Annotated in this window: 16 protein-coding genes; 2 read left to right on the top strand and 14 right to left on the bottom strand. The window is 36.7% G+C overall.

What is annotated here, in order from left to right:
* Positions 1 to 51: 51 nt before the first annotated feature.
* The gene (locus tag EGI24_RS18620; protein ID WP_255050073.1) at positions 52 to 513 is read left to right on the top strand and encodes an Lrp/AsnC family transcriptional regulator; all 462 of its coding nucleotides are present in this window, start codon (positions 52 to 54) and stop codon (positions 511 to 513) included.
* A gap of 146 nt (positions 514 to 659) precedes the next feature.
* Here the strand turns inward: EGI24_RS18620 and EGI24_RS18615 are convergent, their stop codons facing one another.
* The 11 genes from EGI24_RS18615 to EGI24_RS18565 all read right to left on the bottom strand — a co-directional run bounded on the left by EGI24_RS18615 (position 660) and on the right by EGI24_RS18565 (position 21,221).
* Positions 660 to 1,844 (bottom strand): MFS transporter, encoded by a 1,185-nt coding sequence (locus EGI24_RS18615; RefSeq protein WP_255050072.1) that lies wholly within the window; start codon positions 1,842 to 1,844, stop codon positions 660 to 662.
* A 193-nt stretch (positions 1,845 to 2,037) separates the two neighbouring features.
* A complete protein-coding gene (locus EGI24_RS18610; RefSeq protein WP_255050071.1) occupies positions 2,038 to 3,144 on the bottom strand; it encodes a hypothetical protein in 1,107 nt (368 codons plus the stop codon).
* Positions 3,145 to 3,225: 81 nt separating this feature from the next.
* Complete coding sequence (locus EGI24_RS18605; RefSeq protein ID WP_255050070.1) at positions 3,226 to 4,401, bottom strand: histidinol-phosphate transaminase; 1,176 nt, start codon at positions 4,399 to 4,401, stop codon at positions 3,226 to 3,228.
* 21 nt (positions 4,402 to 4,422) lie between these two features.
* Positions 4,423 to 4,896 (bottom strand): hypothetical protein, encoded by a 474-nt coding sequence (locus EGI24_RS18600; RefSeq protein ID WP_255050069.1) that lies wholly within the window; start codon positions 4,894 to 4,896, stop codon positions 4,423 to 4,425.
* Positions 4,897 to 4,909: 13 nt separating this feature from the next.
* Positions 4,910 to 6,367, bottom strand: a complete 1,458-nt coding sequence (locus EGI24_RS18595) for a SusD/RagB family nutrient-binding outer membrane lipoprotein (protein ID WP_255050068.1) — start codon at positions 6,365 to 6,367, stop codon at positions 4,910 to 4,912.
* A 20-nt stretch (positions 6,368 to 6,387) separates the two neighbouring features.
* Positions 6,388 to 9,558, bottom strand: coding sequence for a SusC/RagA family TonB-linked outer membrane protein (locus tag EGI24_RS18590; RefSeq protein WP_255050067.1), 3,171 nt, complete (start codon positions 9,556 to 9,558; stop codon positions 6,388 to 6,390).
* Between the two features lie 744 nt (positions 9,559 to 10,302).
* Entirely contained in the window at positions 10,303 to 15,054 is a 4,752-nt protein-coding gene (locus EGI24_RS18585; protein ID WP_255050066.1) for a hypothetical protein, read from the bottom strand.
* Positions 15,051 to 15,875, bottom strand: a complete 825-nt coding sequence (gene prmA, locus EGI24_RS18580) for a 50S ribosomal protein L11 methyltransferase (RefSeq protein ID WP_255050065.1) — start codon at positions 15,873 to 15,875, stop codon at positions 15,051 to 15,053. Before prmA ends, EGI24_RS18585 begins: the two co-directional genes overlap by 4 nt.
* 66 nt (positions 15,876 to 15,941) lie before the next feature.
* Entirely contained in the window at positions 15,942 to 17,111 is a 1,170-nt protein-coding gene (gene porV, locus EGI24_RS18575) for a type IX secretion system outer membrane channel protein PorV (protein WP_255050064.1), read from the bottom strand.
* 72 nt (positions 17,112 to 17,183) lie between these two features.
* Positions 17,184 to 20,495 (bottom strand): type IX secretion system sortase PorU, encoded by a 3,312-nt coding sequence (gene porU, locus EGI24_RS18570; RefSeq protein WP_255050063.1) that lies wholly within the window; start codon positions 20,493 to 20,495, stop codon positions 17,184 to 17,186.
* 57 nt (positions 20,496 to 20,552) lie between these two features.
* Positions 20,553 to 21,221 (bottom strand): SprT-like domain-containing protein, encoded by a 669-nt coding sequence (locus tag EGI24_RS18565; RefSeq protein ID WP_255050061.1) that lies wholly within the window; start codon positions 21,219 to 21,221, stop codon positions 20,553 to 20,555.
* A 150-nt stretch (positions 21,222 to 21,371) separates the two neighbouring features.
* Between EGI24_RS18565 and EGI24_RS18560 the strand changes: the two genes are divergently transcribed.
* A complete protein-coding gene (locus EGI24_RS18560) occupies positions 21,372 to 21,641 on the top strand; it encodes a hypothetical protein (protein WP_255050060.1) in 270 nt (89 codons plus the stop codon).
* A gap of 773 nt (positions 21,642 to 22,414) precedes the next feature.
* Here EGI24_RS18560 and EGI24_RS18555 read toward each other — a convergent pair.
* The 3 genes from EGI24_RS18555 to EGI24_RS18545 form a co-directional block, all read right to left on the bottom strand.
* Positions 22,415 to 22,981 carry an aminodeoxychorismate/anthranilate synthase component II gene (locus tag EGI24_RS18555; RefSeq protein ID WP_255050059.1) on the bottom strand — a complete coding sequence of 189 codons (567 nt, stop codon included), beginning with the start codon at positions 22,979 to 22,981 and terminating at the stop codon, positions 22,415 to 22,417.
* A gap of 11 nt (positions 22,982 to 22,992) precedes the next feature.
* Positions 22,993 to 23,439, bottom strand: a complete 447-nt coding sequence (locus EGI24_RS18550) for a hypothetical protein (RefSeq protein WP_255050058.1) — start codon at positions 23,437 to 23,439, stop codon at positions 22,993 to 22,995.
* A 71-nt stretch (positions 23,440 to 23,510) separates the two neighbouring features.
* Positions 23,511 to 24,932 (bottom strand): anthranilate synthase component I family protein, encoded by a 1,422-nt coding sequence (locus EGI24_RS18545; protein WP_255050057.1) that lies wholly within the window; start codon positions 24,930 to 24,932, stop codon positions 23,511 to 23,513.
* Between the last annotated feature and the right edge of the window lie 391 nt (positions 24,933 to 25,323).

The raw sequence follows: 25,323 nt of genomic DNA, 5'->3' as shown, positions 1-25,323 counted from the left end.
TACTAAATAGTACTATATTTATACTTTGTATGAAATAAATTTTAGTGCATTATGGAGCAATTGGACGAAACCGATAAAATTATCCTGAGGATTTTACAAAAAGACGCCAAAAAAACAGCCAAGGAAATAGCAGGGCAACTGAAGCTAACTCCTTCACCGATTTATGACCGCATCAGGCGATTGGAGGGTTTGGGATTTATAAAAAAATACGTGGCTATTTTAGATAAAGACTTAATTAATAAGTCGGTAACGTCCATTTGTCAGGTTTCGATGCGATATCACAATGAGGCTTTTATTGAAAATTTTGAGCAGGAAATTCAGAAATTGGAAGAAGTACAAGAATGTTATCACCTAGCCGGCCAAGTTGATTTTGTGCTGAAAATCCATGTAAATAGCCTTGAAGAATACCACGATTTTATCAAATACAAACTCTCAAAAATTGAAAATATCGGTGTTTTGAATAGCACTTTTGTACTGAAAGAAATCAAACACAGTTCGGAGTATTATATTTGATGTGGGTAAATGTTATTTAAGGGACCATTTAAATTAAATGTTAACTTAAGAATTTTGATTCTATTTAAAGATTTCAATCCACCTATACTTAGTCAAAAAATTAAGCTTATTGGCTAAAATTGATAAGATTATACATTTGAGTTGGTTTACCTAATCGCCTTAATCCTAGTCACTAACACACTAATCATCAAGCCAAAAACTGCAATAAGTAAGTAAGAAATACGGAGATTGAAGACTTCGGAAACGTAGCCAATCATGGGTGGGCCTAAAAGAAAACCGAGGTAGCTGATGCTTGATATGGAAGCCAGAGCAGTACTAGCAGACATGTTTTTATGCGTTCCAGCTAAACTAAATACAGTTGGAATGTTTGTAGAGATACCAAAACCAACCAATAAAAATCCAAAAACTGCGGTTGGAATATAGGGGAAAATAACGGCTATCAATAAACCAACGGCTATCAGAACACCATTGATTTGCATCATTTTTTTCTTACCAAACTGTGCGGTGAGTTTGTTTCCAATAAATCTACCAATAGTCATCATCACCATAAAACTGGCATATCCCAAGGTCACCCAGCCGCCTGTTGCTCCTACGATGTCTTTAAAATATACGCCGCTCCAGTCAAACATGGCTCCTTCACAAGACATCGCAAAGAAACCGATCACGCCTAATGAAAGTATAAACCGGTCAGGTTTAGGAAACAATTTCGTCTTTTCATGTCGAACACTCACTTCTTCCAAAAGATATTGTGAATTAAGAAATGTGGCTCCAATGGATATGGCCGCAACAATAATGAAATGAAACAAAGGTGAAACCTGCAACACGCCCATTAAAAGCCCGATGAGAGCACCTGCAAATCCTGCCAAGCTCCATGAGCCATGAAATGACGCCATTATTGGGCGTCGATACATTTTCTCGGCCGTTATGGCCTGTGTGTTAATAGAAATGTTGCTTAAGTTTCCTGAAATCCCAAAGAAAAATAATGCAAGAGCCAACTGAAATGGACTGTTGGCCAATGCCAGTGCAATCATGGCCAGAGCGTATAATGGTGGGCCAAAATACATGATTTTTTTGCTCCCATATTTACCAGCCAAATAACCAGAAAAAGGCATAGTGAGCATTTGTCCTGCAGGAAGGGCGAAAAGAATAGAACCCATGGCCCCATCGGAGAGTTGTAGGGCAGTTTTGATATCCGGAATTCGACTAGCCCAAGATGCAAAACACAAACCTTGGAAGAAATAAAATGCCGACACCGCCCATCTTATTCTTGATCTAGTGGATTCGATATTTGTGGCTAAGCCTCGGTCTAATTGCTGACTTGCTATGGTCATGGTTTTCAAATGCTAAATTGTACTCAAAATTAATTCTTAGCTATTTGTTTTATGCCAATAATCAGGCCGAATGTTCAGACTTTTGGGTTATATCAAATTGATTATGAGAATGTTTATATTTTGTGTGAATTGAAAATTTAGTTTTAGAAACAAAAAGGGTTTCCAGAATTGAATCTAGAAACCCCTTTTGTATTCAGTTTTTAGCTATTGTATTTGAGAAGCGAAGTGAAAGTTTGCTGATGAATATCGGAATGACTGCTATGGCTATCATCAAAATACCCATATAGATCATAGTGAGGTTGTTGGCAAAGAAAGTCCCAAAGGATAAAATTCCAAGTATCAATCCTGACGAAAATGGCAAAGAAAATGCAAGAATCAGCACAGCAAATTCGATATTGAATGTTCTTTTTTCTTTTGCTATTTCAAGTCTATCTTCTTTCAGATTAAATGCAGATATATGTGCAAATGGCCAAAAACTAGCTGAACTTAAGGGTACAACCAAGGCCAAAAGCATAAGGTTGGGGTCGTGTATGCCCAAAATAGCCACCAACAATGCACTGAATAGAATACTTATGCCTGCTCTAAAAAATAATAGGGATACTATAATGCGTTTTTTGCTTTGTTTGAGTTGAACGGCTAATCCAATGAATAGTAAAATGAGGGGCGTCATCATGGCACTTGTTTTATCAAAAATATCAGTGACCAAGGTTGGGAGGGTTTTGTAACTCACATCAAAGATCAAAAGCAAAATGGCCACAATCATGATAGAGTTGATAGGCTCTTTTACCATGCTCAAAAGCAAGCTTTTTATTTTTGTCCAAGCATTGGCATTTTCGTTTTTGTTAAGTTCCAAAAACATGTTTAGGGCTATGATATAAAGGAAAATAAGCACAAAAAACTTGTTTCCAACATCGGCCATAGCAGCTATGGCGAGGCTTTTTTCACCTAAAAACTCCGCAACAAACGGAAAGCAAGATAGCCCTGGAGCAAGCGAAGGCAAGAGCATTTTTATAGTTCGCCCCTTTGCTGAGTTTTTGTCAATGTTGAAAAAACCTAGAACTGGTGGAATAAGAAAATACAGGAAAAAGTTGAAAACAACCGTAATCAATGGCACCAAAGCGAGGGTGGAATCGAGTGGAATTTTCATCAAAGCTATAAAGATGGTAGATGGTAAGGCTACAGTAAGCACCATTTCTTTGATGCCCCCCACCATGTCATTGTTTTTATATTTTGCTTTTAAGAAAATACCCAGCAAAATAAGTAAAATAAGCGTTAGAGATTTTTGTAATGCCTCATTCATCACTGAAAGTCTTAAGAGTGTTGTTGAAAAATCGAGCTGCAACAAAAGTCACAGCTCGAATATTTATTTTATAAGATAGGGTTAACTCAATTCAGCAAATCCTTTGGTGAACATCTTCATTTCCTCCATTGTGCCAATACTTACTCTACAGTAGGTTTGGTTTTGGATGTCAAACGAACGTACACCTACACCTTTATCTGCCATCTTTTTAAGCATTTCTTTTCCGTTCATTTTTATTGGGAAAAGAATGAAATTGGTATAAGATGGTATGTATGTATAGCCCATTTTGGTAAGCTCACCGTAAACATATTCCTTAGCTTCGGCATTGAGTTTGATACTCATGTCTTGGAATTCTTTGTCGTCAATGGCAGCAGTTGCACCTAAAATAGATGTCAATGAAATCCCCATTCCACCTCTAGTAATTTTGTTGATAGAGTCCAAGAAACTTGGTAAAGCTGCAACGTAACCTACTCTGATACCTGCCATGCCCATAACTTTTGAGAAAGTACGAGCGATGATTACGTTTTTCTTTTGGCTCAACAATGAAACCATTGACTCTGTTTGACCAGCAGCTAATTCTAAGTAAGCTTCGTCTATGAAGATCGGCACTTTTTCAGATACTCGTGAACAGAAATCGATCAATTCTTTTCCTGAAGTCAGACTACCCGTTGGGTTATTTGGGTTACAGATATAAACCAACTTGGTATCTTTGTCTATTGCCGCCTCCATGGCTTTGAGGTCATGTGACCAGTCTTTTTTACATGGTACGGCTTTCCATGTAGCTCCTACTGACTCCGCCACTCTGATAAGTGACATGTAAGTTGGGTCAGCAGAAACGATGTTTCCTCCATTCATAAATAGCACAATGGCTACTTTTTCTAATAAATCCGAAGAGCCAGGTCCCATCATGATGTGATCCACAGGAACACCTTCTTTTTTAGAGATTTTCGAAACCAAGTCTGACATTTCTTTCCAAGCATAACGGTTGCCACCCGCCACGGACTCCTTTATGGCATTTTGAGCACTCATAGGAGGTCCGTAAGGGTTTTCGTTGGCATTTAGTTTGGCTTTTATTATAGGAGGGGTAAGAGATTCATCAAGAAAATGCTCACGCATAAAAGGGCTATAGATAAGTCTATTTTTGGCGTCTACCTTCAAAGTTGTGGCTGCAAATGCACCTTGCATAAGGTGTGGAGCTATGCCCAATCCACCCAAAGTTAACAATCCATTTTTTAATAAATTACGTCTGTTCATCATTGTTTTGTTATTTAAAGTTTATTATTTACCGCTTATTATGAAATATTTAGAAAAAGTGACGTCCTTATAAATCCCAGTTGCTGTTAGTTTAACTGATGACCCTGCTTTAGGAGCAGTTATGCCTAAAGATGCCCACGTAGTGCTCAAAGTAGCAACACCTTTGGTGTCAGTGGAGACTTCCTTTAATACAGCACCTGTACGAAGTTTAAAAGTGATTTTTACTCCTGAAACTGGCAAAGAATCTATGCCAACTTTGTAGTCAAGAATTCCGGATTTGTCCAATTCTAAAACTTTTAGAGCAACACTTGCGTCTGCAGCTATTAATGAAGGTACCGTTGGTTCGGTTGTCATTCCGTTTGAAAGTACTCCGTCGCTGCCTTGCACCAATAAAAGTACTGGCGATACGACTCTGGCCACAAATGGATCAGCTTTTTCACATGAAGCGAAACCCGCTCCCAAAAGTGCTATTACGAATATATTTATTAATTTCTTCATGATTTTTTATGTTTTATTTTTCTGACCACCAAAGTTTTGCTTGCATATCATCTTTACCAATCAAACTTATACCTGCATCTAGTTTGGTTTTGTTCAATGAGTATTCAGTAGTAGGATAAGGCAAACGCGTTGGAATTATACCGTTGTTTTCAAACACAGCTCTTGGGTCTTTGGCCGGCAACACTGGATAGCCAGTTCTTCGATATTCTGTCCAAGCCTCTACGCCTTGTCCAAACAATGCAATCCATTTTTGATCTAATATTTTTTCTTTGCTCACCACTCCAACCGTCGTGAAATAATCGGCAGGAATGGTAGCTCCAAACTGAGTAAATGATGCGTTGATACCTTTTTTGAAGTATTCATCTGCACTACCAGTTATGTCTCCATCGATAGCTGCCTCTGCTAAGTCTAATTGAAGTTCGCTGAAAGTCATCAATACACTTGGAGCACTTGCTTTGGTAAAATAGTTGCCCAAAGTAGCCGCAGAACTCAAATAAGTGGTGGCGATAGCATCTGGCAAACCGTTTGGAATTCCTTCGTAAATACCTTTAACAGGGGTACCGAATACGGCTAATCTCGTATCTTTCAGAGCCAATAGTTTATCTACGATAGTCTTGCTTAAGTTCCAGTCTGTTCTTCCACCTACAATCATTACCTCGTTGAATTCGTTGTTTGAGGGACGAGAATCCGTGTTTTTTAAAACCGCATTGTCATCATTAGAAGTGAAAATTGGGTAAGTAGAGGCATTTCCAAGAATTTCTGCTAAAACTGCTTTAGATTCAGCTGATTTTTTGGCGGCTTGCCTATTGGCCAATCTTACTCTCAATGAATTTGCAAATTTCTTCCATTTTAAAATGTCTCCATTGTATAGGATATCTCCTGAAACAGCTGGTCCACCTACTTTTAACTTTTCATTCGCCTCTTTCAAGTCCGCCAAAAGGCCAGAGTAAACCACATCCATGCTATCAAAAGAAGGATTGTAGACAGGCTCAGAAGCCGAACCTTTTATGGCTTCTTTATAAGGAATTGGTCCGTAAAGATCTGTCAAAAGTGAAAACGTCCATGAACGCATTACCAATGCTATGCCTTCATAATTGGTGTTTGGAAGATTTCCGTCTGCTTTAGACTGCTCAACAATTCTTTGGAAATTTACAAGTCCGTCTGTGTAGAAAGACTTCCAAGTATTGTTGTAAAAAGTAGGCGTTATACCGTAATTGTCACCTTCGTTGGAGTAAATATTGCGAGATAACTGCTGTACCCAAAGCATAGCTCCGTCAATATTTAATCTTTCAAAACGGGCATTGCCACCCCAGTAACGATCCACTGTTCTTTCGATAGCAAAGGGCAATAAATACTGTGGGCTGATGTTTGTTGGGTTGTTGGGGTCGGTGTTCATTTCGTCGAAACCATCGGTGCAAGAGAAAATACTCAAGCAAAACACGCCCAGGAATATCAAACTTTTATTTTTCATAATTCTGAAATTTTAATTGATTAAAAACCAAGATTTAGATTGAAACCTAAGCTTCTAGAATTCGGCAATTCGCCATATGCAAATCCTTGTGAGTTACCTCCGAATCTATCCACTTCTGGGTCGATATGAGGAGTGTTTTTGAAAAGAATGGCTAGGTTTCTTCCCACAATTGAGAATTTAGCACTTTGGATTTTAAGTTTTTGAGAAAGTCTCTCAGGAATTTTATAGCCAAATGACATCTCTCTCAATTTCACATAAGTACCATCGTAAATAGATGCTTCATGGTATCTTCTTGGGTTATTGAAACCGTACAATTGGTTGGCAGCTACTACAACATCGTTGGCTACGTAGCTTGGGTTTTCGGCGGTTCCAATGTTCATCACACCTGTACCTATTACCCCTTCTTCTCTACCAATTGCTGTTTCTTCATATTGGCCAGTCCATCTTGCTGTACCTGTTCCTTCGTCAAACAAATCGCCACCTACTTTGGCATCTAGCAATGCACTTAATACAAATCTTTTGTAAGTGAATGAGTTGCTCAAACCTCCAGTCCATTTAGGTTGTACATTACCCAATATTTTTGGTGTATTGTCTACAACTGGTAAGCCGTTGCTGTAAACAACCTGACCATCAGGAGAATGAACAAATCCGATTCCGAACAAAGTACCATAAGGTTGGCCAACTTTGGCTATTGAAATTAGTCCTCTTCTTTCTTGTAAAGTGTAAGTGTCTAAGCCTTCTGCAAGTTCTTCTACCAAGTTTCTGTTTCTTGCATAGTTTAGGCCAATCTCCCATTTCAGTTTGCTGCTTGCACTCAAAGGTGAGCCTGAAAGTGAGATTTCTACTCCTTTGTTAGATATTTTACCAGCATTCAAAATACGCTTGTCATATCCACTGGCTTTTGATATTTCTACACCAAGTATTTGGTTTTTAGTGGTTTGGTCATAGTAAGTTGCATCTAGTGATAATCTGTTTTTTAAGAATTTCAAATCTAAACCAAATTCAATTCCTGTCGTTATTTCAGGTTTAAGCGTGGAGTTTGAAATCGTAAGATTTTCGAAATACTGCGGAACACTACCGTTCCATGATCCAGCTGCTCTGAATGTTTGTGCTAGCTGATAAGGATCGGCGTCATTTCCTACTTGTGCCCAAGAAGCTCTCACTTTTCCATAAGACAAAATTGGATTCGAGATAGAAAGCAAATCTGTAAGAACAGCACTTCCTGATACCGAAGGATAAAAATATGATCTGTCAATAGAAGGTAAAGTGCTTGACCAATCGTTACGTGCCGTTACATCTAGGAACAAAGCATTTTTGTATCCAAACTGCGAAGAAGCATAAACACTCTGAACTTCAGATTCAGTGATTGTACTCGCTACAGTGTTTTGGCTTGGGTTAGAGTTTCCAAGGTTATAAACGCCATCCACTACCAATTCTGCTACGTTCGTAAAGTTTCTTTTGTAGAAATTGGTTCTCTGAGCTCCACCTGCCGAAGCTACCAAAGAGAAGTTTTTACCAAACATTCTATCGTATGTCAAAAGGAAATCATGATTGGTTTCTTGACTTCTCAACACTTCTTCTGAATATCTTCCCGGCGTTTTGTTTCCGTTTCTAACTCTTTCAAAGTTTACGATGTTTGTTCGGGTATCTGTCCACATGTCAGTACCCGTTCTTACCAAAGCCTTGAGGTGTTCATTGATTTTTATGCTCAATGAAATATTACCCAAAATTCTATCTTTGTCATTGATGTTAGGCAGTAACTCGTTCAAATAGAATGGGTTAGTGAAGAATGTATGTTGCCAGTTTGGTGGATCAGTATCAGGAAGTTTACCAGCAACTGCTCTCTGAATATGTACGCCAGTGTAATCTCTCCAATTAGCTAACTGATCCCAAGAAACGTGTCTGTGCGACCAAATAAATTGATCTCCGCCAGTAAATGTTCTATTTCCTCCTGATTTGATGTATTCTCCTGATGTATTTACTGATAAAAATTTGTTGATAGTATAGGCTGAATTCAATTTGAAGTTATTTCTATTGAAACCATTGAATGCCGCTATTCCTTTTTGGGTAAGGTTTGAATAACTCATTCTGAAACTCCCTTTGTCGTTTCCACCTGATAGGGCTATCGAATTGGTAGCAGAGGTACCTGTATCCCAGAACTCATCCCAGTTGTTTGGTTGTGGTGTCAGTGGAGCAACATCTTTTCCTGTCCACCATTGTCTAACCAAGCGTCCGTCCATCGGTGCACCCCAGCTTTCGTCTGTTCCATCAGTTCCGGTGGTTTTACCAGGCGAAACTGAGCCATAAGCCGCGGCGTATTGGCTGTAAGCATCTGGTGCTATTACGCCACTCCAACCATCTGAGTACCAAGTCCTATATCCATTACCACCACCGTAAATGTCCTGAAAATCAGGCTTTACTAGCGGTCTTTCCATGGTATAGTTTGTATTGAATTCTATACCTAGGCCTTTTGTTCCTGCACCGTTTTTGGTAGTAATCAAGATTACGCCGTTTGCCGCTCTTGAACCATACAATGCAGCTGCATTAGGTCCTTTTAATACCGATACTTCCTTTATATTGTCAGGGTTAATTTCTGAAATTCCTCCACCAAATTGCTTGTTTTGATCTTGTTGCAAAGGCACTCCATCTACTACTATTAGGGGCTGGTTATTGCCTGAAACCGAAGAAGAACCTCTGATTTGGATAGTTGAGCCACTTCCTGGGCCTCCATTTGCACTTATTCTCACACCTGCCACTTTGCCTGAGAGGGCATTGGCTACGTTAGTAGATCTCGATTCTGTCAGACTTTCGCCTTTCACCTCTTGTTGTGAAAAGCCCAACGACTTTTTTTCTCTCGAAATACCCAGTGCAGTAACGACTACCTCGTTTAGAAGTTTAGAATCTGTTTCCATCATAATGTCGAGGGTAGTTTTCGATTTTACTGCCACTTCCATAGGTGTAAAACCTATCGCACTAAAAACCAAAACAGCATCGGGGTTTGTCAATGTTACAGAGAACTTGCCTTGAGCGTCTGTTACGGTACCTTGGCTGGTGCCTTTTACTAATACGGATACGCCAGGTAGAATGCCATCAGACACTGAGCTGACGATGCCCGTGACCTTTTTTTCTTGTGCCATCAGCAGCACTGGAGCGAAAAGAAGGATAAAACTTAATCGTAGAATTCTCTTCATCTTTTTCATTGGTTAACAGTTTAGATAATAAATGCCACCATCGCCATAGCGAATGCAAAACTCCGACCGCTCAGTGTTAGATAAGCTAAGCTTCGGTGGCAAAGTCTTTAATCGGCCAAATCATTTTGATTTCGCCATTTTTAAATCTTAATAAATTTATTGTCGTTGTACTGACTCAATTGAGCCTTAGAAAACCGCTTATATAAAGTCGTGTCCAAAAAAGAAACCTTTAAAATATTCACCTTCTGCGGTCGGAAATGAATACTTGAAGAATTATAAATATTGTAATTTTTTAATATTTATGTACCAATATTAATGTGGTGAAATTTATTTAAAAAATTATTTTAAATAAAAAGATTACTAATTTTAAATAATATTGAAATAATAAAAATAAAAATCTGTTTTGTTCAATATTTTGAGAAAATTTTAAGAAAATAGTCAAATGTATTCAGTATTCATTTCTTTAAAAATCACTATTTTTAAACCTATTTTATTAAATAGTGACAAAAAATTCATGTAAAAACAGTTTTTGCAAACCTATTTTTGTCATTTTTTCATAAATTATATGAAAATTGATAAAAATTTACACTTCGTTATATTTTGAAGAATCTTGTATTATTTTTATGACTAATTTGTATTTGAATGAATGTGTTTGATTTGAAAATACTAGGTATTTGTCATGTGTATACACACAAATACCAAATTAGTAGTTGTATTTTTATAAATAACAAACTGTGACAAATCTTAGAAACCCTCTTTTTCTTCTTCTTTTTTTGTAGGAGTTTTTGTTGCTGGTGCGTTTGGAAGTTTTGCTTTTTCTGAAGGCTTTTTGGCTACCTCTGATTCTTTGATTCCTCTGTAGACTTGTAAGAAACGTCTTCTAAACTTTACTGCTTCTGCAGTATCCATAAACTGAACGTCTGATTTCTTTTCTTTTCCTCCAGCCGAAGGAGCGTTGAGAATTTTGTTTATATCCTCATCGGTAGAAACTATGCCCATACTGCCATTTCTATATACAAAATAGTACCAGCTAGCCGGTGATATTTCAAAAAATAAATGGATTTCGTCACCTGTTTGTGGGCTTTTTGCTATTTCTACATAGCCTTCGGTCATGGCGTTGATATCTACATCTCCAATATTTGAGATTCCGATTTTCCCAATACTATAATAGGCATTGCTTATTGGGTTCCATTTGAGATTTACATCTGAAAGCACAATTGAACTTAAGAACTTTGTAGATTCTTTAAACAAAGGAAGATGTTCTTTTAAACTTTTGTTTTTATAGCCTTCGGCGTCTTTGAATCCTATATATTGAGCAAGTTTTGAAAGGAAATAGGGCGATTCTGGTTCTATGGCTGGATCACTGTTTCCTGCGTCAAGATTGGCTTTTACGATATTTCCACCCAATTTTTGTGTAGTCGGTATTGAAAGTGGAAAGTCAAATTTCATCATCGTAGAAAACTGATATTTCATAGAATCCATCGAAACATTGGCTATACCCACTGTTTCAAATATTTTCGAAGGTAACCCCAGAAGGTTAAATTTACCTTCTAAAGCTATTATGCCTTTTTCATCATAAAACTCATATTTATTGCCAATTGCATTCACATCCGCCAAACTCACCACAAATTTCTTGTTTGGTTCGTCTCTTTTGAAAATCCCTGTAACGGCCATTACGTCAAGGTCATCTTCCGATTTTTTAGAAGATAAAAATGTGGGATAAATGGCGTCCATTTGGGCGTTGCTTTTTAGGTGTAACCCTACATGAAGTGGTTTTCCGCCGTCTTTAAGTGTTTCATCTACATTGATGCTAATCGCCTCTGATTTATTGCCGCTATAGTTAATCCAAGATCCACCCAGCATTGGGTATTTTTTCAAGTCGGGTAATACTTGGCCATTCAATGATAGATTTTTAAATGGGGCCAACATCGTTATTTCTCCTTTATAAAGCATTTTTGGAGATAAATAGACCCCATCTTTTTCAGAAACTTTGGCTCTGGCTATCGTCGAGAGCTTATTTGAGGCCTTTGAACTCAATAATGAGCCGTCGGCAGCGAGTTCAGCAAATTCAAAATTGCCCAATTTGATATTAAAAGTATCGGCACTTACATTGACAAATTGGTAATCTGCATTTCCAGCAAATGATATTCTTGAATTTATTTTTACCGTGGCTTTTGTCAAATTGTGATATCTATTGAGTGTATCAGCAATGATTTTTGCATTGGTGAAATCTTCTAGCATTCCGTCTTTTTTAACTGCAACAAGTCCTTTATTGGGTATGATGGCCGCATCTGCTGAGTGTATTTCATTGACGCCAGAGATTTTAAGGTTGAGATTTGCTATGTCATAAACGGCAGCAGTTCCGTTAAATTTAAGACCATATTGTGAGGTAAGTGTGGAGGCGAATATTGAGTTCTCCAATACACCTTCCATGGTGATTTTTTTGTCTTTTATATTCCAAATAGCTTTATCAATCGTGGTATTGTAAGACGAATAGGGGAATTCTAAAACTGAAGCTTGGGCATCACTGAAATCGCTGTTTTGCGAAGCAATATTGACTATTGATTTTACAATATTGAAATCTACGCCCACTTTTTTACCTGAGAATACGGGTTTTCCACCCGTTTCTGCAGATTTGACATTGAAGGTAGCTTTGTTGGCCAAATAGCCAGATTTGTTGAATTTGAAATTTTCAGACTTAGTATCAGAATCGATTCTATCCAAAACTCCATTTCCAAAAAGTCCATTTTTCTTTAAAATAATGTCTCCTTTGAGTATTGACGAACCCGCATAGAAGTTGAAACCTTTTGCTGAATTTACAATCATACTATCCAGTGACGGACTCCAAAACATTTGAAATTCTGAAATAGCTACTTCAGGAAAATAAGAGGTCGCATTGGTAGTTTCTATTATTTTTCCTGATTCTCCTTTGGCGTTGAGATAGTCACCAAAAAACTTCACCTCTGTGGCTTTTAGTTTGCCTGCAAGGTGCGTGATTTCACCTGAGGTTTTCATGCCTCTTTTGTTTAGAACAATCTCTGCTTCTGCTTTTATGGTGCTTTCTGTGCCATATAATTTGTAGGGAATCTTGGCTTTATGAACAATTCCCATGGTACTATCGGGTAATACCACCAAGTTTTCAGGGATAGATTTGAATATATTTCCAGGTGTAAATGTGCCAGCAAAAACTGGATTGACGGCATTTAAGCTATCGATATTTATGCTGCTGGCCTTGAAAACTACATTATCTTCATATTTCTGTAATCTTCCGTTTTCGTTAAAAGTTACGGTCAGTCCTCCGGGAATATTTAGTTTAGGATATTCGGCCAATTTTTTTCTACCTGATTTATTGTCAGGGCTATTGAGATACAAAGTTCCTGTTTGTCCAAAAGCAAAATGTGCCCCAATCTCATTTTTGCCGCCTTTTTTGAAACTCTCCAAGGGTATAAAGGTAATTGAGTCAATTCTTTTTAGTTTCACCAGAAAGTTTTCATACTCCACCTCAAAGTCGCCATAAAATTTGAAGTTTTTAACGATAATTTTTCCATTAAATCGAAACACTTTATTGCCTACGATTTTCATGCTTTGATCCGTTGGAACGAAACTTATACCGAGTGAATCGCTTAATTTGAAGTCTTGTGCCCCTTTAATATCCAATGCCTTTGATTCCAAATTTATAGAAGCATTGCCAGAGCCATTGCCTGAGGCTAAAGAGGAAAGTACCAAATCGTCAAAGTCAGTTTTGCCATTGAACGACAAGAAATAATGCTGACCTTTTCTGCTCAAAGAATATATATTTTTGTAGGGATCATAATCAAAAAAACCCATCTGGTGGCCTATCAACATGCCGTTGCTTACTTGAAAACGCTCCTTTTTGGTGATGTTTATCATTTCTTCAATGGTGAAAGCGTTTACTTTTTTTCTTGCATATAGATTTCCTGCAGCTATTAAAGGATTAAAGCCTGAGGCAGTACTCAGGGCTCTGACACGTTCGGGGTTATAATAATTGAAGGATTCAAAAAGGGCAGGTATTTCGGTTTTTCCTGAAACAATGTAAAAGTCCATTTTTCCTCCAGCCAAATCCCATGACATGGCATCACATCGAATATCCACCTGGTGGAAAGTATCAGAATACATGCTTGTCCGGAAACCGCTTTTCTGTAATTTGTTGAGCTGTAAATGGTTATTTTTCAAATCGTACTCCATTCTCAATGCAGGATGAGAAACCGAGTCGTTTCCAAATTTTGTAACAAAACTGACTTTATCGGAAGTAATTAATGAGTCAGTAATAGTTAAGTTCCTGCCGATTACCACAAAAGTGTTTTTCTGATTTTTGTTTGCTATAAGTTTGGTATAGTTATCAAAAGCAGATGAAGTAGTTATTCTTGATCCTACTAGTGTATACCCTCCTTTATATTCATAACTAGGGATTTTCAAGACCAAATCGGCGTCATTGTGATATGACTTAAATCTTGGGTAAGATGAAATTTCATTTTTCTGTCTTTTTTCCAGCTTTATTTCCAATACTCCTTCAATTTGTTTTTTTAGAACATTTTGGTGCTCCATTTTTACTTTGTCAGCTAGGAGTTTACCATTTTGTGACTTCAAGTAGAATTTATCCAAAATAGCTTTGGCGTTTTCGTTTGCAGCCAACCAACCAATTTCGCCACTCTGACCCACAAATACCCCATTTGTAAATTCATAAGCTCCTGACGTTTTGTTAATTACAATTGAATCGGAAGGGCTGAGCAAAACCAAATCTGAATTTTCAAAAACTATGTGGATTCCTTCTATTTTGGGAATTTTAACAATCACTTCGTTTTCTAAAGTTATTTCAGGATTAACATTTAGTTTTGGGTCGTTCCATGGGTCATATTCTTCTACTTTTTCGTTTTCACCCCATCCAATATCTTCTTCTTTGGCTTCTTTAGGGTTAGGGTCAGCAGCAACAGCAAGTGTAGGATTAAAGTAATCTTGTTTTTTGTCAAAAAAAGCAAATTTATATTGTCCGTTGACTACCCTCACTTTATTAAAAGCCGAGGTATAGACATTACCATTTTTAAAGAAATTATTTAACTGAAGTATTACCTCGTTGATGTTTTTTTGACTCTGAGGCTCAAAAGTCTTTCTCAAATAGCTGGTAAAAGTGCCTAAAGTATTCACATCGATTCCGGATTTGTGATAGGCTTGCAGAATATTGACCGCAGTCAATAGTTCAAGAGGTTTTATGCCTTTTTTTGTCAAAAACTGTATTAGGCTTACAGTTTCTGTTCTGGCCTTGGCGTCTAGCGTATTTTTATAAAAAACCGAAAAATCGCCCATGGGAGCCTTGGCATAGGATCCAAGCTGCTTTTCCATTTGTTTTTGAAAATCTACTATAAACTGTTCAGGCTCATTGGCCAAAGTTAGAACTTGGGCTTGAACTTTCGAAAAGAATACAGATATAGCAATGATTAAAACAAATAATGACTTATACTGCATAGTATTTACGCTCAATGTTTTTTAAAAACGACCGCTGCCCAGTTATTCTTACTTATATGTTTTATTTTTTTCAATCCATTGTCTTCAGCCTTTTGCTGAATGTCGGTTATGTCGTGCTCATAGAAGCCACTTAAAAGTAGATAGTCTCTGGTGAAGGTTGCATATTTGGGAATTTCTTCCAAAAGAATATTTCTATTGATGTTGGCCAAAACGATATCGTAAACTTCAGTTTTTTGACTATCAATGGTGCCAAGTTCTATGGTTATCAAATCAGTGTCATTGAGTTGAATATTTTCTATAGTGTTTTCTACCGACCATTCATCTATGTCAAAGGAATGGATTTTGGTAGCCCCAAGTTTGGCGGCTAGAATGGCTAAAATACCTGTTCCTGTTCCTACATCAAGTACCGATTTTTGATTATGGTCAATTTCTAGCTGTAACTCCATCATCTGCGAAGTGGTCTCGTGGTGGCCAGTTCCAAATGACATTTTGGGTGTTATAATTATCTCATGGTCAAATTTCTCGGCTGCAGGTTCGTGAAAAGTAGCTCTGATATAAACTTTGTTTAAAACCTCAATCGGCGAAAAATTGGACTCCCATTCTTTGTTCCAGTTTTGCTTTTCTATTTTTTTAAGACTGTAGCTTAGAGGAGTTTTGTCAGCATAATTTTCCATCAGTGCTTTTAGGCTGCGTTCTTGAAATTCACTTTCGAGAACATATGCCTGAAGACCTTCGTCGGTTTCTATAAATGAGTCAAAACCGATTTCGGCAAGTTCAGCCATTAGAATTTCTGAAAAATCAGGTTCAACACTTAGCGAAAGTTCAAAATAGTCCATTTACTTTGGTTTTTTATAAATACAAAAAGCCCGATTTCGGGCTTTCTTAACAATTTTTATAGCTTTTTATTCTTCTTCGTCTCCTTTAAGCTCTTGAGATTTTAAGTTTTTGGTCGGAATGCCGATGTTTAATGAAATCCTCCATGTGTTGGCCAATGGATTTCCAGCTTTGGTTGGGATAAGATATGCCATGTCTAATTTGTAAATATCTTTCAACGTTATTCCAAATCCTGTAGTAAAATATTGTCTTGCTCCCTTACTTCCAGATTCATAAAAATAACCAGTTCTTAAGGCTATTAAATCTGCATAAGAATATTCTGCTCCTAATGAACCCATTACTTCACGAATTTCCTCTTGAAAACCACCAGGAGCATCGCTCCATGAAGAAAACATCGTAGAGAAAATACTCTTGCTGCTGATAGGTGTATTGGCTATTGGAGTAGGTACCAACAATTTGTTCAAGTCTATCAAAAACGTGAAAGTATTTAAATCATCTGGTTTGTGTGATATTTTAGTGCCAAATTTTATATTTGCAGGAATAAAATATTCACCAAAACCGTAATTCACCTTTCCACCGAGGTTTTGAAGGACTAAGCCATAATCCACATCCGTTTTCTTAGGCTTATCAGAGTTTTTATCGGTTGGTCGAGTTTTGTTATAGTAAAAACCCAGATCTATTGCACCAGTTCTGCCAGGCTTTCCTGCCTGACCATTTATAACGGTATTTCCTACCAAATTGGAATTGATAAACTTAAGATTAAGACCCATAGAAAAATCTGAGTTTAATTTCTGGGCAATTCCTAAGGCTAAACTGAATTCTTTTGAATGGAATTTTTCAAGATTATCACCAAAGGTGTTGGTAAATTGAATATCTCCTTGGTCAAAATAAGTAATTCCTGCTCCTATTGTTTGCTTATCACTTACTTTGTAGTAACCATTCGCACTCATCAAGCCCATGTCTTGAACGATATCTCTGAGCCACGGTGCATAAGAAAAACTAGCACCAAACTTATTTTCAATGAAAGCCAGCTTTGAGGTATTCCAATACATGGCGTTGGCATCAGGAGCCGAAGCTACGCCTGCATCGCCCATTGAAGCCGATTTTGAGTCGGGAGTTAGTGTAAGAAAAGGTACAGCGGTGGTAACAACTTGGTAATTTTTTGGTTGTGATTGGGCATGGATAGCAGTAGAAATCATCATTAAGGAGAAGATTCCTAAAAGCGAATTTTTGTTCATATATGAGTTATTCAAGAATTTTTTATTCCTAATTTTCATTAAAAAAGTGTTCAAAATAATGAATTATTATTGTCATTTCCAAAAGATTAATCTGCCAGAGCTCTGTGTAGTTTCATTTTCAGAGACAGACAACAGATTTATTTTATAATATAGTTGGCTTGGTATATCAGCTTTACCCTCAAAATCCAGTCCAAATTCAATTTTTTCTTCACAATTTTTACAAGATTTTTGATAATCAACAATAGTTTTCCCAAAAATATCATAAACCATCAGGTGTGCTAAAATATCATTACCAAGTCTATTGTGTTTAAAAATGAGATTGGTATAGTTGGAAAACGGATTGGGATAGTTTAGGTAATTTACTATAGCAAACTCTGGTTTTTCAATGTTAAATTCAAACGACTTTTCTGTCTTATTATTATAGCTGTCGTAAACAATAAATTTCAGTTTGTGCTTCCCAGAAGTTAGATTCCCTACGTAGAAATTCACAAAACCTTGATATGCACTTTGAGATGGCGTATAAAGTTCATTTGCGACTATAATGAGTGTATCATCCAACACAATCTGCATTTTGTGGTTGGCATCAAAGTCTGATATATTTATTCCATTTTCATCAAAAATTTCAAAATTAATAAGTTCGTTTGAGTTTTGACTTATTTTAACTTCAGGGCCGGTATTGTCTTCACTTTCCGGTTTGGTTAGATGGGAAAGCATAAAATCATCAAAATATCCGTAAATGTTTTCAGTAGAGTCTTCGTTTATGGCATAAAAAGTCATTAGTCCTTTGCCAGATCCAAAAGCCTGGTCTTTAGGTAAAATAATTTGAGCCATAAATTCCCCATGGTTTATTGCATACAAACCCTCGAAAAGTTTTTTCTCTGATGAATAATAGCTGAATTTCGGGCCATCACCAAAAGTTCCTAAAGTAACGTCTTGAGTAGGTTTGTCATAAACTGTGACTTTAATTTTACCTGTAATTTTTTTTTCGGTTTTGCCCACAACTTGAATTTTTTCTAAGGCTTTCAATACTTGGCCATTTGGCTGTTTGTCATTGATTTTGAGCAGTTCTACATGGTTTTTAAATTCTGGAAGTAGCTGGCTGGGGTCTCCTAATAGACTAAAGTTTCGATTTATTTCGCCTTCAATAGATTGATTTTTGGTCAAAACAAAAAGCTCACCCAAGGTTTTTGCATTCGATATGTTGTTATAAAAAGCACTGTTTATTCGTTCGTTTGTGCTAGAATACACCGGTCTAGTGGTAGTAAGCAGGGCTATACATCCGCCACTTGGATTTAGCAAAGCAAGCTCAGCACCTGAAACCAAAGCGGGATTGTCAAATTTTCCGAATTGACAAGTTGCTGTAAAAAAGATGGGAAGTTTGGTTGGATTTCTAAAATTTTGAATGTCCGCAATGGTTAGTAATTTTTCGTTTGCCCAACCATCTTCTGAACCATGTCCGTTATAATTTACTAAAAATGAGCCATTCTTCAGCACATTATCAATAGCCTCGGTGGCTTTTGGAGCTGTATTGTTTGTGCTAATCGGAAATTGATCCAAGTAAATTTTCTCAAGTTGAAAACCACCATAAGCCGATTTTGACAATTGACTAAGGGATTCTGCATCTTGCTGATGAATGTTATAATCTCTGTTGTCGGCCACATAGGCAATCTTTGTTTTCCAATCGCCGTTTTTTATTTCAGCATTTTGATAATTGATGATTTTGCTAATGAGACCTTTGGCTTCAAATAATGTTTTAGCCGGAAGCCTACCCACAGCTATATCCATGGTGTGGTCATTGTCTCGGTTGCTTATCCAAATATTTTTCTGACTAAACCCCTCCGACCAATCTCCTTCATGATCTTCAAGAAACCCAAAGTAGTCATCAGAAGAAAAACTGTAAATGGGTTCTAAAGACTCTCTGGATTGGTAGGTTGGCACAAAGTTTTTAGTGTCCACATAGCCAATCTCGTTGTTATTTTTATAGTCAAAAGTAGCGTCGCCTATCAACAGTAAGTGCTTGAGCTTTGCCTTGTCTTTTAACCAAAAATGCCTGCAAAAATCACGAATAGCTGTAGGGTCTAATTTACCAGAACTGAATTCATTGTAGATCTCTTTGGTACTAAATCCTAACACATCAATATTTTGTGTTTGTTTTTTAAAAATCATTAGCCGTTCTGCCTCTGCCCTAAACTTTTCAGGGTACACAACCAGTAAATTTGGCGTATTGTGGTCAATAATGCTTTGGTTTGCCACTTTCTCTATAAATGTTGGTGTTTCAACACTTTCTTTATCAAATACAATTATCTGTTTTGTTTCACTATCATTTAAATCCTCTCCAAACGTTCCGTCATTTTTTAGGCTAAATCTGGAAGGTTGAAAAGCGTTGTCCACCAACCAAACCTCCGTGTTTTTATCCATTCGATTTAAACGAAATGTGGTTTCTCTTGAATTTTTTAAAGACCAATATTTTATTGCTGCACTGGGATTATAGGTGATATTTCGTTCATATTGGATTTCATAATAATCCATATAAGCCCCAGCATTAGCTGAGCCAGCCGTGCTTAAACTTAGTTCTAGATTAGCGTTGGCTTTTGATTTTGGAATGTTAAGTTCGAAATCTGTATGGTTCGAAACTCTGTTGTACCTCGCATAATTATCTGCAGAATTGTAAAAGGACTTTGGCAATGTGAGATTTGTTATACTTTCGTCTCCAATTTTCAGATTCAGTGTTTGGTCGCTTCTTCCCATGCCCAATACGCTCATGTTCAGTCGTATGTCTGATTGAGCATCTGGATTAGTTAAATTTAACGAGTAATTGTTATAGAAAAAGTCACCGAACCAATTCCTGCCTGATGAAAGTAGGTTTTTACGTTCTTTTTCTTCGTAGGTAAAATAGGTTAGTACCTGAATAGGAGAAGAATTTGATTGTGTTGTGGGCAGCGTTTCTATTTTTATAGCATCTTCTTTTCCAATGTTTATAAAATAAAAGTTCTCATCTGAGTAGGCATTTAGTTTATGTCTGATTCTCGAAGACAACGAATCAAAGAATTCTTCATGTGGAGATTCTGCGTAAAAAAGTATTTGATCATTAATGTCTAACTTTCTATTCAGATCATTTGCCATTACCGGAATTTGTCTCAAATCTTTGGTTCTTTCACTGGAGTTATTTTGGGGTAAACTTTTTATATTCCCAACAAATACCCTTATTTTTTGTGGGTCTATGGTTTTAAAGTTCGAAGCGTTTTTCTTAAGGAATGTATAGTCTATCTTGTATACTCCTGACTTTCTGGCACTTACTTTTATCCATTCGCCTTCTGATAGAACAGATTTTTGGCCGTGAAGCCCAATGCTGATAATCATGAAGAAGCAAAATAATAATCTCATAAATGGTTTGTAAAACGGCAAGAATAGAACGTAATCAAGGTGAAATTGGTATTAGAATTAATCGATTATTTGGATTGGAGCATAAGAAGCAATGGTGTATTTTTTTTTGGATGAAGTACACTCAACAAGCGTTCTGGTTTTCCTATTTTCTATCTTTCGATATTTTTTGTTATTGAAAACAAAAATTTTGCCAGTTGGTATTTCTGACAATATTGGGCCATCAGCATTTTCTTTTTCATTGAAAATGCCCAAAACTTTTACCAACAACGGATCTCTTGTAGAGGAGGCTGCTGGATTTACCATATGTTTTTTAAGCACTTTAAGGATTTCTTCTGGAAATACGGCTTCTGTGAGCAATGGTTGCATTAGGCTAGAAAAAGTAGTTTTCCATTCCACTCCATGTGGAGCTGGTTTTCTTCTAAATAATCGCATTTTTAGAGCTACGTGCTGATGAGCAATTTCATGAACCAAGGTCACTAAAAATGAATAAGTGTTGGAATCACCATTGACAGTTATGAAGTGTTGGCCGTCCTTTAAACGGTAATTGCCCAAACAAGATTTTCTTGATTTCGTGATAGAAAAGTTGAACGGGTGGTCTTTCCATAAGCTCATAATGTAGGAAACAGCAACAATAGGAATCTTGGCAGAAAGCAAATTTTCAAGCTTTTCCGAGGAAGTTTTTACAACAGACGCTGGTTTTTTCTTTAGAAATCCGAACAATGACATTCTATTTTAATATTAAGCACAAATATAACCTAATCAGAGCTTTGAAATTTTTTCTATCACAAAACCACAAAATAAAATTCTACTTAATAATATGGTTTTTATCCTATTTAAATAGTCATCAAGAACTAAATTTGAAAAAAAATCAAAAGCATGAAAAAAGTACTAAGCTTGTTATCAATAACCGTTTTAATGACTTCTTGTGGATCAAAACTTGTTGATCCTCTGGCTGGTTGCGAAAAATCAGCCGAAAAATTTACAGCAGCTACAACCGCCTTTTTTACTGATTTTACCAGTAAAAGTAAATGTGAAGCTTTTAAAAGTGCTGCTTCTAATTATCTCAAAGATTGCCCTTCACTTACAGTTGCTGAAGTGAAAGAAGCGAATGATGCTATTAAAGACTTGAATTGCAACAGTTTGTAATTAAGAATTCTTTATGGAGCATTTAATAGTTTATTTAGTACTTTAGAATTATTAAAATTCTATATAGCATTGGAAACAATAAAAACAGTTTGCCCTGAACGCAATATATACGAAGGAGTTATTTTATTGTCACTGTATTTGCTATTGTGTTTAGCTAAAATTTATTTTCAAATTTTTTTCGATTCAAAGTTACAATTATCATTTTTAATTGGTGCAAATTGTATTCTCGCATATCCCTTTTTTAAGGCACATTACTTTCACTATCGTGTTAATGTTCTATCCTACTTTGTACTAATCACTATTGGCGAGTCCTTAATCGTATTTTACGAGGATCTTACTTTTCTTAAACAAGGTATTGCTTTTTATCTTTTTTCTAAGATTGCATTGATCCTAATATTTCGAAATTTCGTAAAGGAATATATGTTCAATAATCCCGTGGATTTCTTTAAAATTCTTGGCCCTCAACTTTTGTCATTTTCTATTGGATACTTTGTATATAATGATGCAAATTTAGACATTTCAAGTTCATTCTTAATAATTATTGATTCAGTTGTGCAAGCTTTGTTTTTTAGCTATATTTTTTATTTCAAAAAATATAGCGGTGTAAATTATATTCAAATGGGAATAATATTGTTGTCACTACATGATATTTTTGGAGGTTTTAATATTTTTAATCATAATGTTGACAAAAACTTTATTGTTTCTTTTTCATTGATTTCAATTGGAAACTTTATACTAGGTTTCGGGCTTTGGAAATCTCGAGTAGTAATACATTAGCCTTTCAGCCAGTTTTTTACCATTTTTACGCCATGTTCTGTCAAATATGCCTCTGGATGAAATTGTACACCACGAATGTCATATTTTTGGTGAGCTTCGCCTAAAACGTACCCTTTTTCGTCGACAGCCGTAATTTTTAGGTCGTCTGGCATGGTTTCGGGGATGACAGTCCAAGAATGATAACGGCAAACTTCAAACGACTTGGGTAATCCTTTGAAAAGTAGCTCGTTTTCGTCTTTTACGATACATTGGGTGGTTACACCATGTAAAACATCATCCATGTTATGCAGTTTTGACCCAAATGCCTCTCCAATGGCTTGATGACCAAGGCACACACCAAATATGCTTTTGGTAGTTTTATATTCGGCCAACAATTCCATCATTATTCCAGCTTCTTCAGGAATTCCCGGACCAGGAGAAAGTAAGATTTTGTCATATTTTTTTACGTCTTCTAAAGCTATTTTGTCATTTCTGATTACATCTACATCTCCACCCAAATCTTTGAGGATATAAACCAAGTTGTACACAAAAGAATCGTAATTGTCTAATACTAATATTTTCATTGTTTTCATTTTTATTTCTTCTTTCCCTCTTCAGACATTCTCCATTCTACACCTCTTGTCATGGTTTTTATGTTTTCTGCTTTTTTAAATCTCAAGGCACTCCAATCTTCGTCCAAAGCCACCATTCTTACGGGTTCGTAGCCCAAGCCACCCATTGATTGCCAACCATTATCTCTATTAAACTCGCATTTATATTTCTTGGAGCTGCCTTTGGGATAAACAAACCAGAAAAGACCATTATCTTCCATTTTGGCATCAACCATTGTTCCAAATTTAATGACTTCATCTAGTTTGGTACAGAAAATCAAGGCAAAATCTACTTTGGTTTCCCCAAGTGATTTTTTCACATCAATGTGCGTTTTAAACTCTTCCCACATAGCGTCTAGATCATGTGGAGCATTCAGTACTACCATACTTCTATGCTCTTTAAAATTCAGTTTTTTGAGTAAAGGGTTCATTTTATTAGTTTTTTTGAAATAATTAACTGGCTAGTTTAATTTAACACGCCATTAGTATTTTTAATTTATTATCAAATTTCACCTGCCATTTCAATAGCTTTTCTCAAGGCTCCCAACTTTAAGTGAATCTCAGCCATTTCGGTTTCTATGACTGATTTTGCTACCACGCCCATGCCTGCTTGAAAATACAATGTGTTGTTTTTGCTTAAAAAAGTGCGAATGGCTATGGCATGGTTAAAATTACCTTTGAAATCCATAAATCCAATCGCTCCGCCATAAATACTGCGGTTGGTAGGTTCCATTTGGTTTATCAAGCTCATGGCCATGTGTTTGGGCGAACCTGATAGTGTTCCTGCAGGGAAAGTATCGGCCACTAATTGCAGTGGATTTGTTCCTTCAGTCATGTGTCCAGTAACTTTCGAAACCAAATGAATCACATGACTATAGAATTGTACTTCCTTGAAAATATCTACCTGCACATGGTCGGAGCTCCGTGAAAGGTCGTTCCTAGCAAGATCTACCAACATCACATGTTCTGCAGATTCTTTGGGATCAGCATGTAATTGTCGTGCCAATTCGGCATCTTTGGCATCGTCCCCGGTTCGTCTGAAAGTACCTGCTATTGGATGGATTTCAGCTTGTCCATCTTTTATAAATATCTGTTTTTCAGGGCTTGATCCAAAAATGTGATAATCGCCACCATCAAAATAAAAAAGGTATGGTGAAGGATTTATGCTACGCAATGCCCTGTAAACATTGAAGTCGTCACCCGTGTATTCTTGTGAAAACCTTCGAGATGGAACAATCTGAAACACATCGCCACGCAAACAGTGTTTAATACATTTTTCGATTATTTTAACCATATCGGCATCGTTGATATTGGTTTGTTCTTCGCCTTTTTTGGAGAAACTACTTGAGGTTCTTTTTGGGTTTTTTACATAAAACTCCAACGTATCTAAACCATCTTCCTTAAATTTCAATTCTTCGCCCTCTTTGGCATATGCGTGCTCAAACATAAAAAGCTCGTCTTTGAAATGGTTGACTGCTATCACATATCGATAGACTCTATAAAGTATCTGAGGAATGGCAGTCTCAGAGCTTTTTTCTTGGATTTCAATATCTTCAAAATATTCAACTGAGTCGTAAGTGATATGTCCAAAAAGTCCGTTGGATATAAAAGAATGTTCGTTTTCTGAGGGGGTAAATCGACTCGCAAATGCTTGGAGGGCATTCACGGCATCTTTTCTTGAAGCCAGTTTAAATTTTTCCGAACTTCCATCAGGAAAGTTTTGAATAACTTCATCGTTATCGAGAATAAATGAGGCAATCGGGTCGCAAGCGATATAGCTGAAACTATTGTGCATGGCATGATAATCAGCACTTTCCAAAATAACTGAAAGTGGAAACTGCTCTCTTATTCTTAGAAAAATACTAACCGGTGTTAGTGTGTCTGCTAATAGTCTTTTGCTTCTTGTGGTAATATTAAATTTCATAATGCTTTTTTTCTTATTGTTAACCTCTTACTTCACTTAGTCATCGGAGGTAATTCTTTTTTATTTAATAATTCATTAAAATATTAGTCATTTTGTTGGGCATTTATGACTCCGCAGAGCCGACACTTTGCTGGCTGAGCCGAGTCGACACTTTGGTGGCTGAGCGTAGCCGAAGCCACAACAAAAAACGGCTTGCCGTTTTGAACAGCAAGCCGTAATTATGTAAAAAACCACATAGCGGAATGTTGCTCAACTCAAAAGAGAAGAACGCCACCAACCTTTGTTTGCTATGCTGTTTGATAATTTCATGTCGCAAATGTAGCTATGAAATTTATAATTCAAAATTTTTTAGATTTTTTTTTGAAAAAGGCAAACACAAAAAAAAGGGCAG

Source organism: Lacihabitans sp. CS3-21 (genome assembly GCF_024343675.1).
Taxonomy (GTDB): Bacteria; Bacteroidota; Bacteroidia; order Cytophagales; family Spirosomataceae; genus Leadbetterella.
Note: the sequence above shows the minus strand (reverse complement) of the source record. Positions and strands in the feature narration are given on the sequence as shown.

Coding starts and splice junctions, on each gene's coding strand:
- EGI24_RS18620 (WP_255050073.1), top strand. CDS start 52: ATGGAGCAATTGGACGAAACCGATAAAATTATCCTGAGGATTTTACAA.
- EGI24_RS18615 (WP_255050072.1), bottom strand. CDS start 1,844: ATGACCATAGCAAGTCAGCAATTAGACCGAGGCTTAGCCACAAATATC.
- EGI24_RS18610 (WP_255050071.1), bottom strand. CDS start 3,144: ATGAATGAGGCATTACAAAAATCTCTAACGCTTATTTTACTTATTTTG.
- EGI24_RS18605 (WP_255050070.1), bottom strand. CDS start 4,401: ATGATGAACAGACGTAATTTATTAAAAAATGGATTGTTAACTTTGGGT.
- EGI24_RS18600 (WP_255050069.1), bottom strand. CDS start 4,896: ATGAAGAAATTAATAAATATATTCGTAATAGCACTTTTGGGAGCGGGT.
- EGI24_RS18595 (WP_255050068.1), bottom strand. CDS start 6,367: ATGAAAAATAAAAGTTTGATATTCCTGGGCGTGTTTTGCTTGAGTATT.
- EGI24_RS18590 (WP_255050067.1), bottom strand. CDS start 9,558: ATGAAGAGAATTCTACGATTAAGTTTTATCCTTCTTTTCGCTCCAGTG.
- prmA (WP_255050065.1), bottom strand. CDS start 15,875: ATGGACTATTTTGAACTTTCGCTAAGTGTTGAACCTGATTTTTCAGAA.
- porV (WP_255050064.1), bottom strand. CDS start 17,111: ATGAACAAAAATTCGCTTTTAGGAATCTTCTCCTTAATGATGATTTCT.
- porU (WP_255050063.1), bottom strand. CDS start 20,495: ATGAGATTATTATTTTGCTTCTTCATGATTATCAGCATTGGGCTTCAC.
- EGI24_RS18565 (WP_255050061.1), bottom strand. CDS start 21,221: ATGTCATTGTTCGGATTTCTAAAGAAAAAACCAGCGTCTGTTGTAAAA.
- EGI24_RS18560 (WP_255050060.1), top strand. CDS start 21,372: ATGAAAAAAGTACTAAGCTTGTTATCAATAACCGTTTTAATGACTTCT.
- EGI24_RS18555 (WP_255050059.1), bottom strand. CDS start 22,981: ATGAAAATATTAGTATTAGACAATTACGATTCTTTTGTGTACAACTTG.
- EGI24_RS18550 (WP_255050058.1), bottom strand. CDS start 23,439: ATGAACCCTTTACTCAAAAAACTGAATTTTAAAGAGCATAGAAGTATG.
- EGI24_RS18545 (WP_255050057.1), bottom strand. CDS start 24,932: ATGAAATTTAATATTACCACAAGAAGCAAAAGACTATTAGCAGACACA.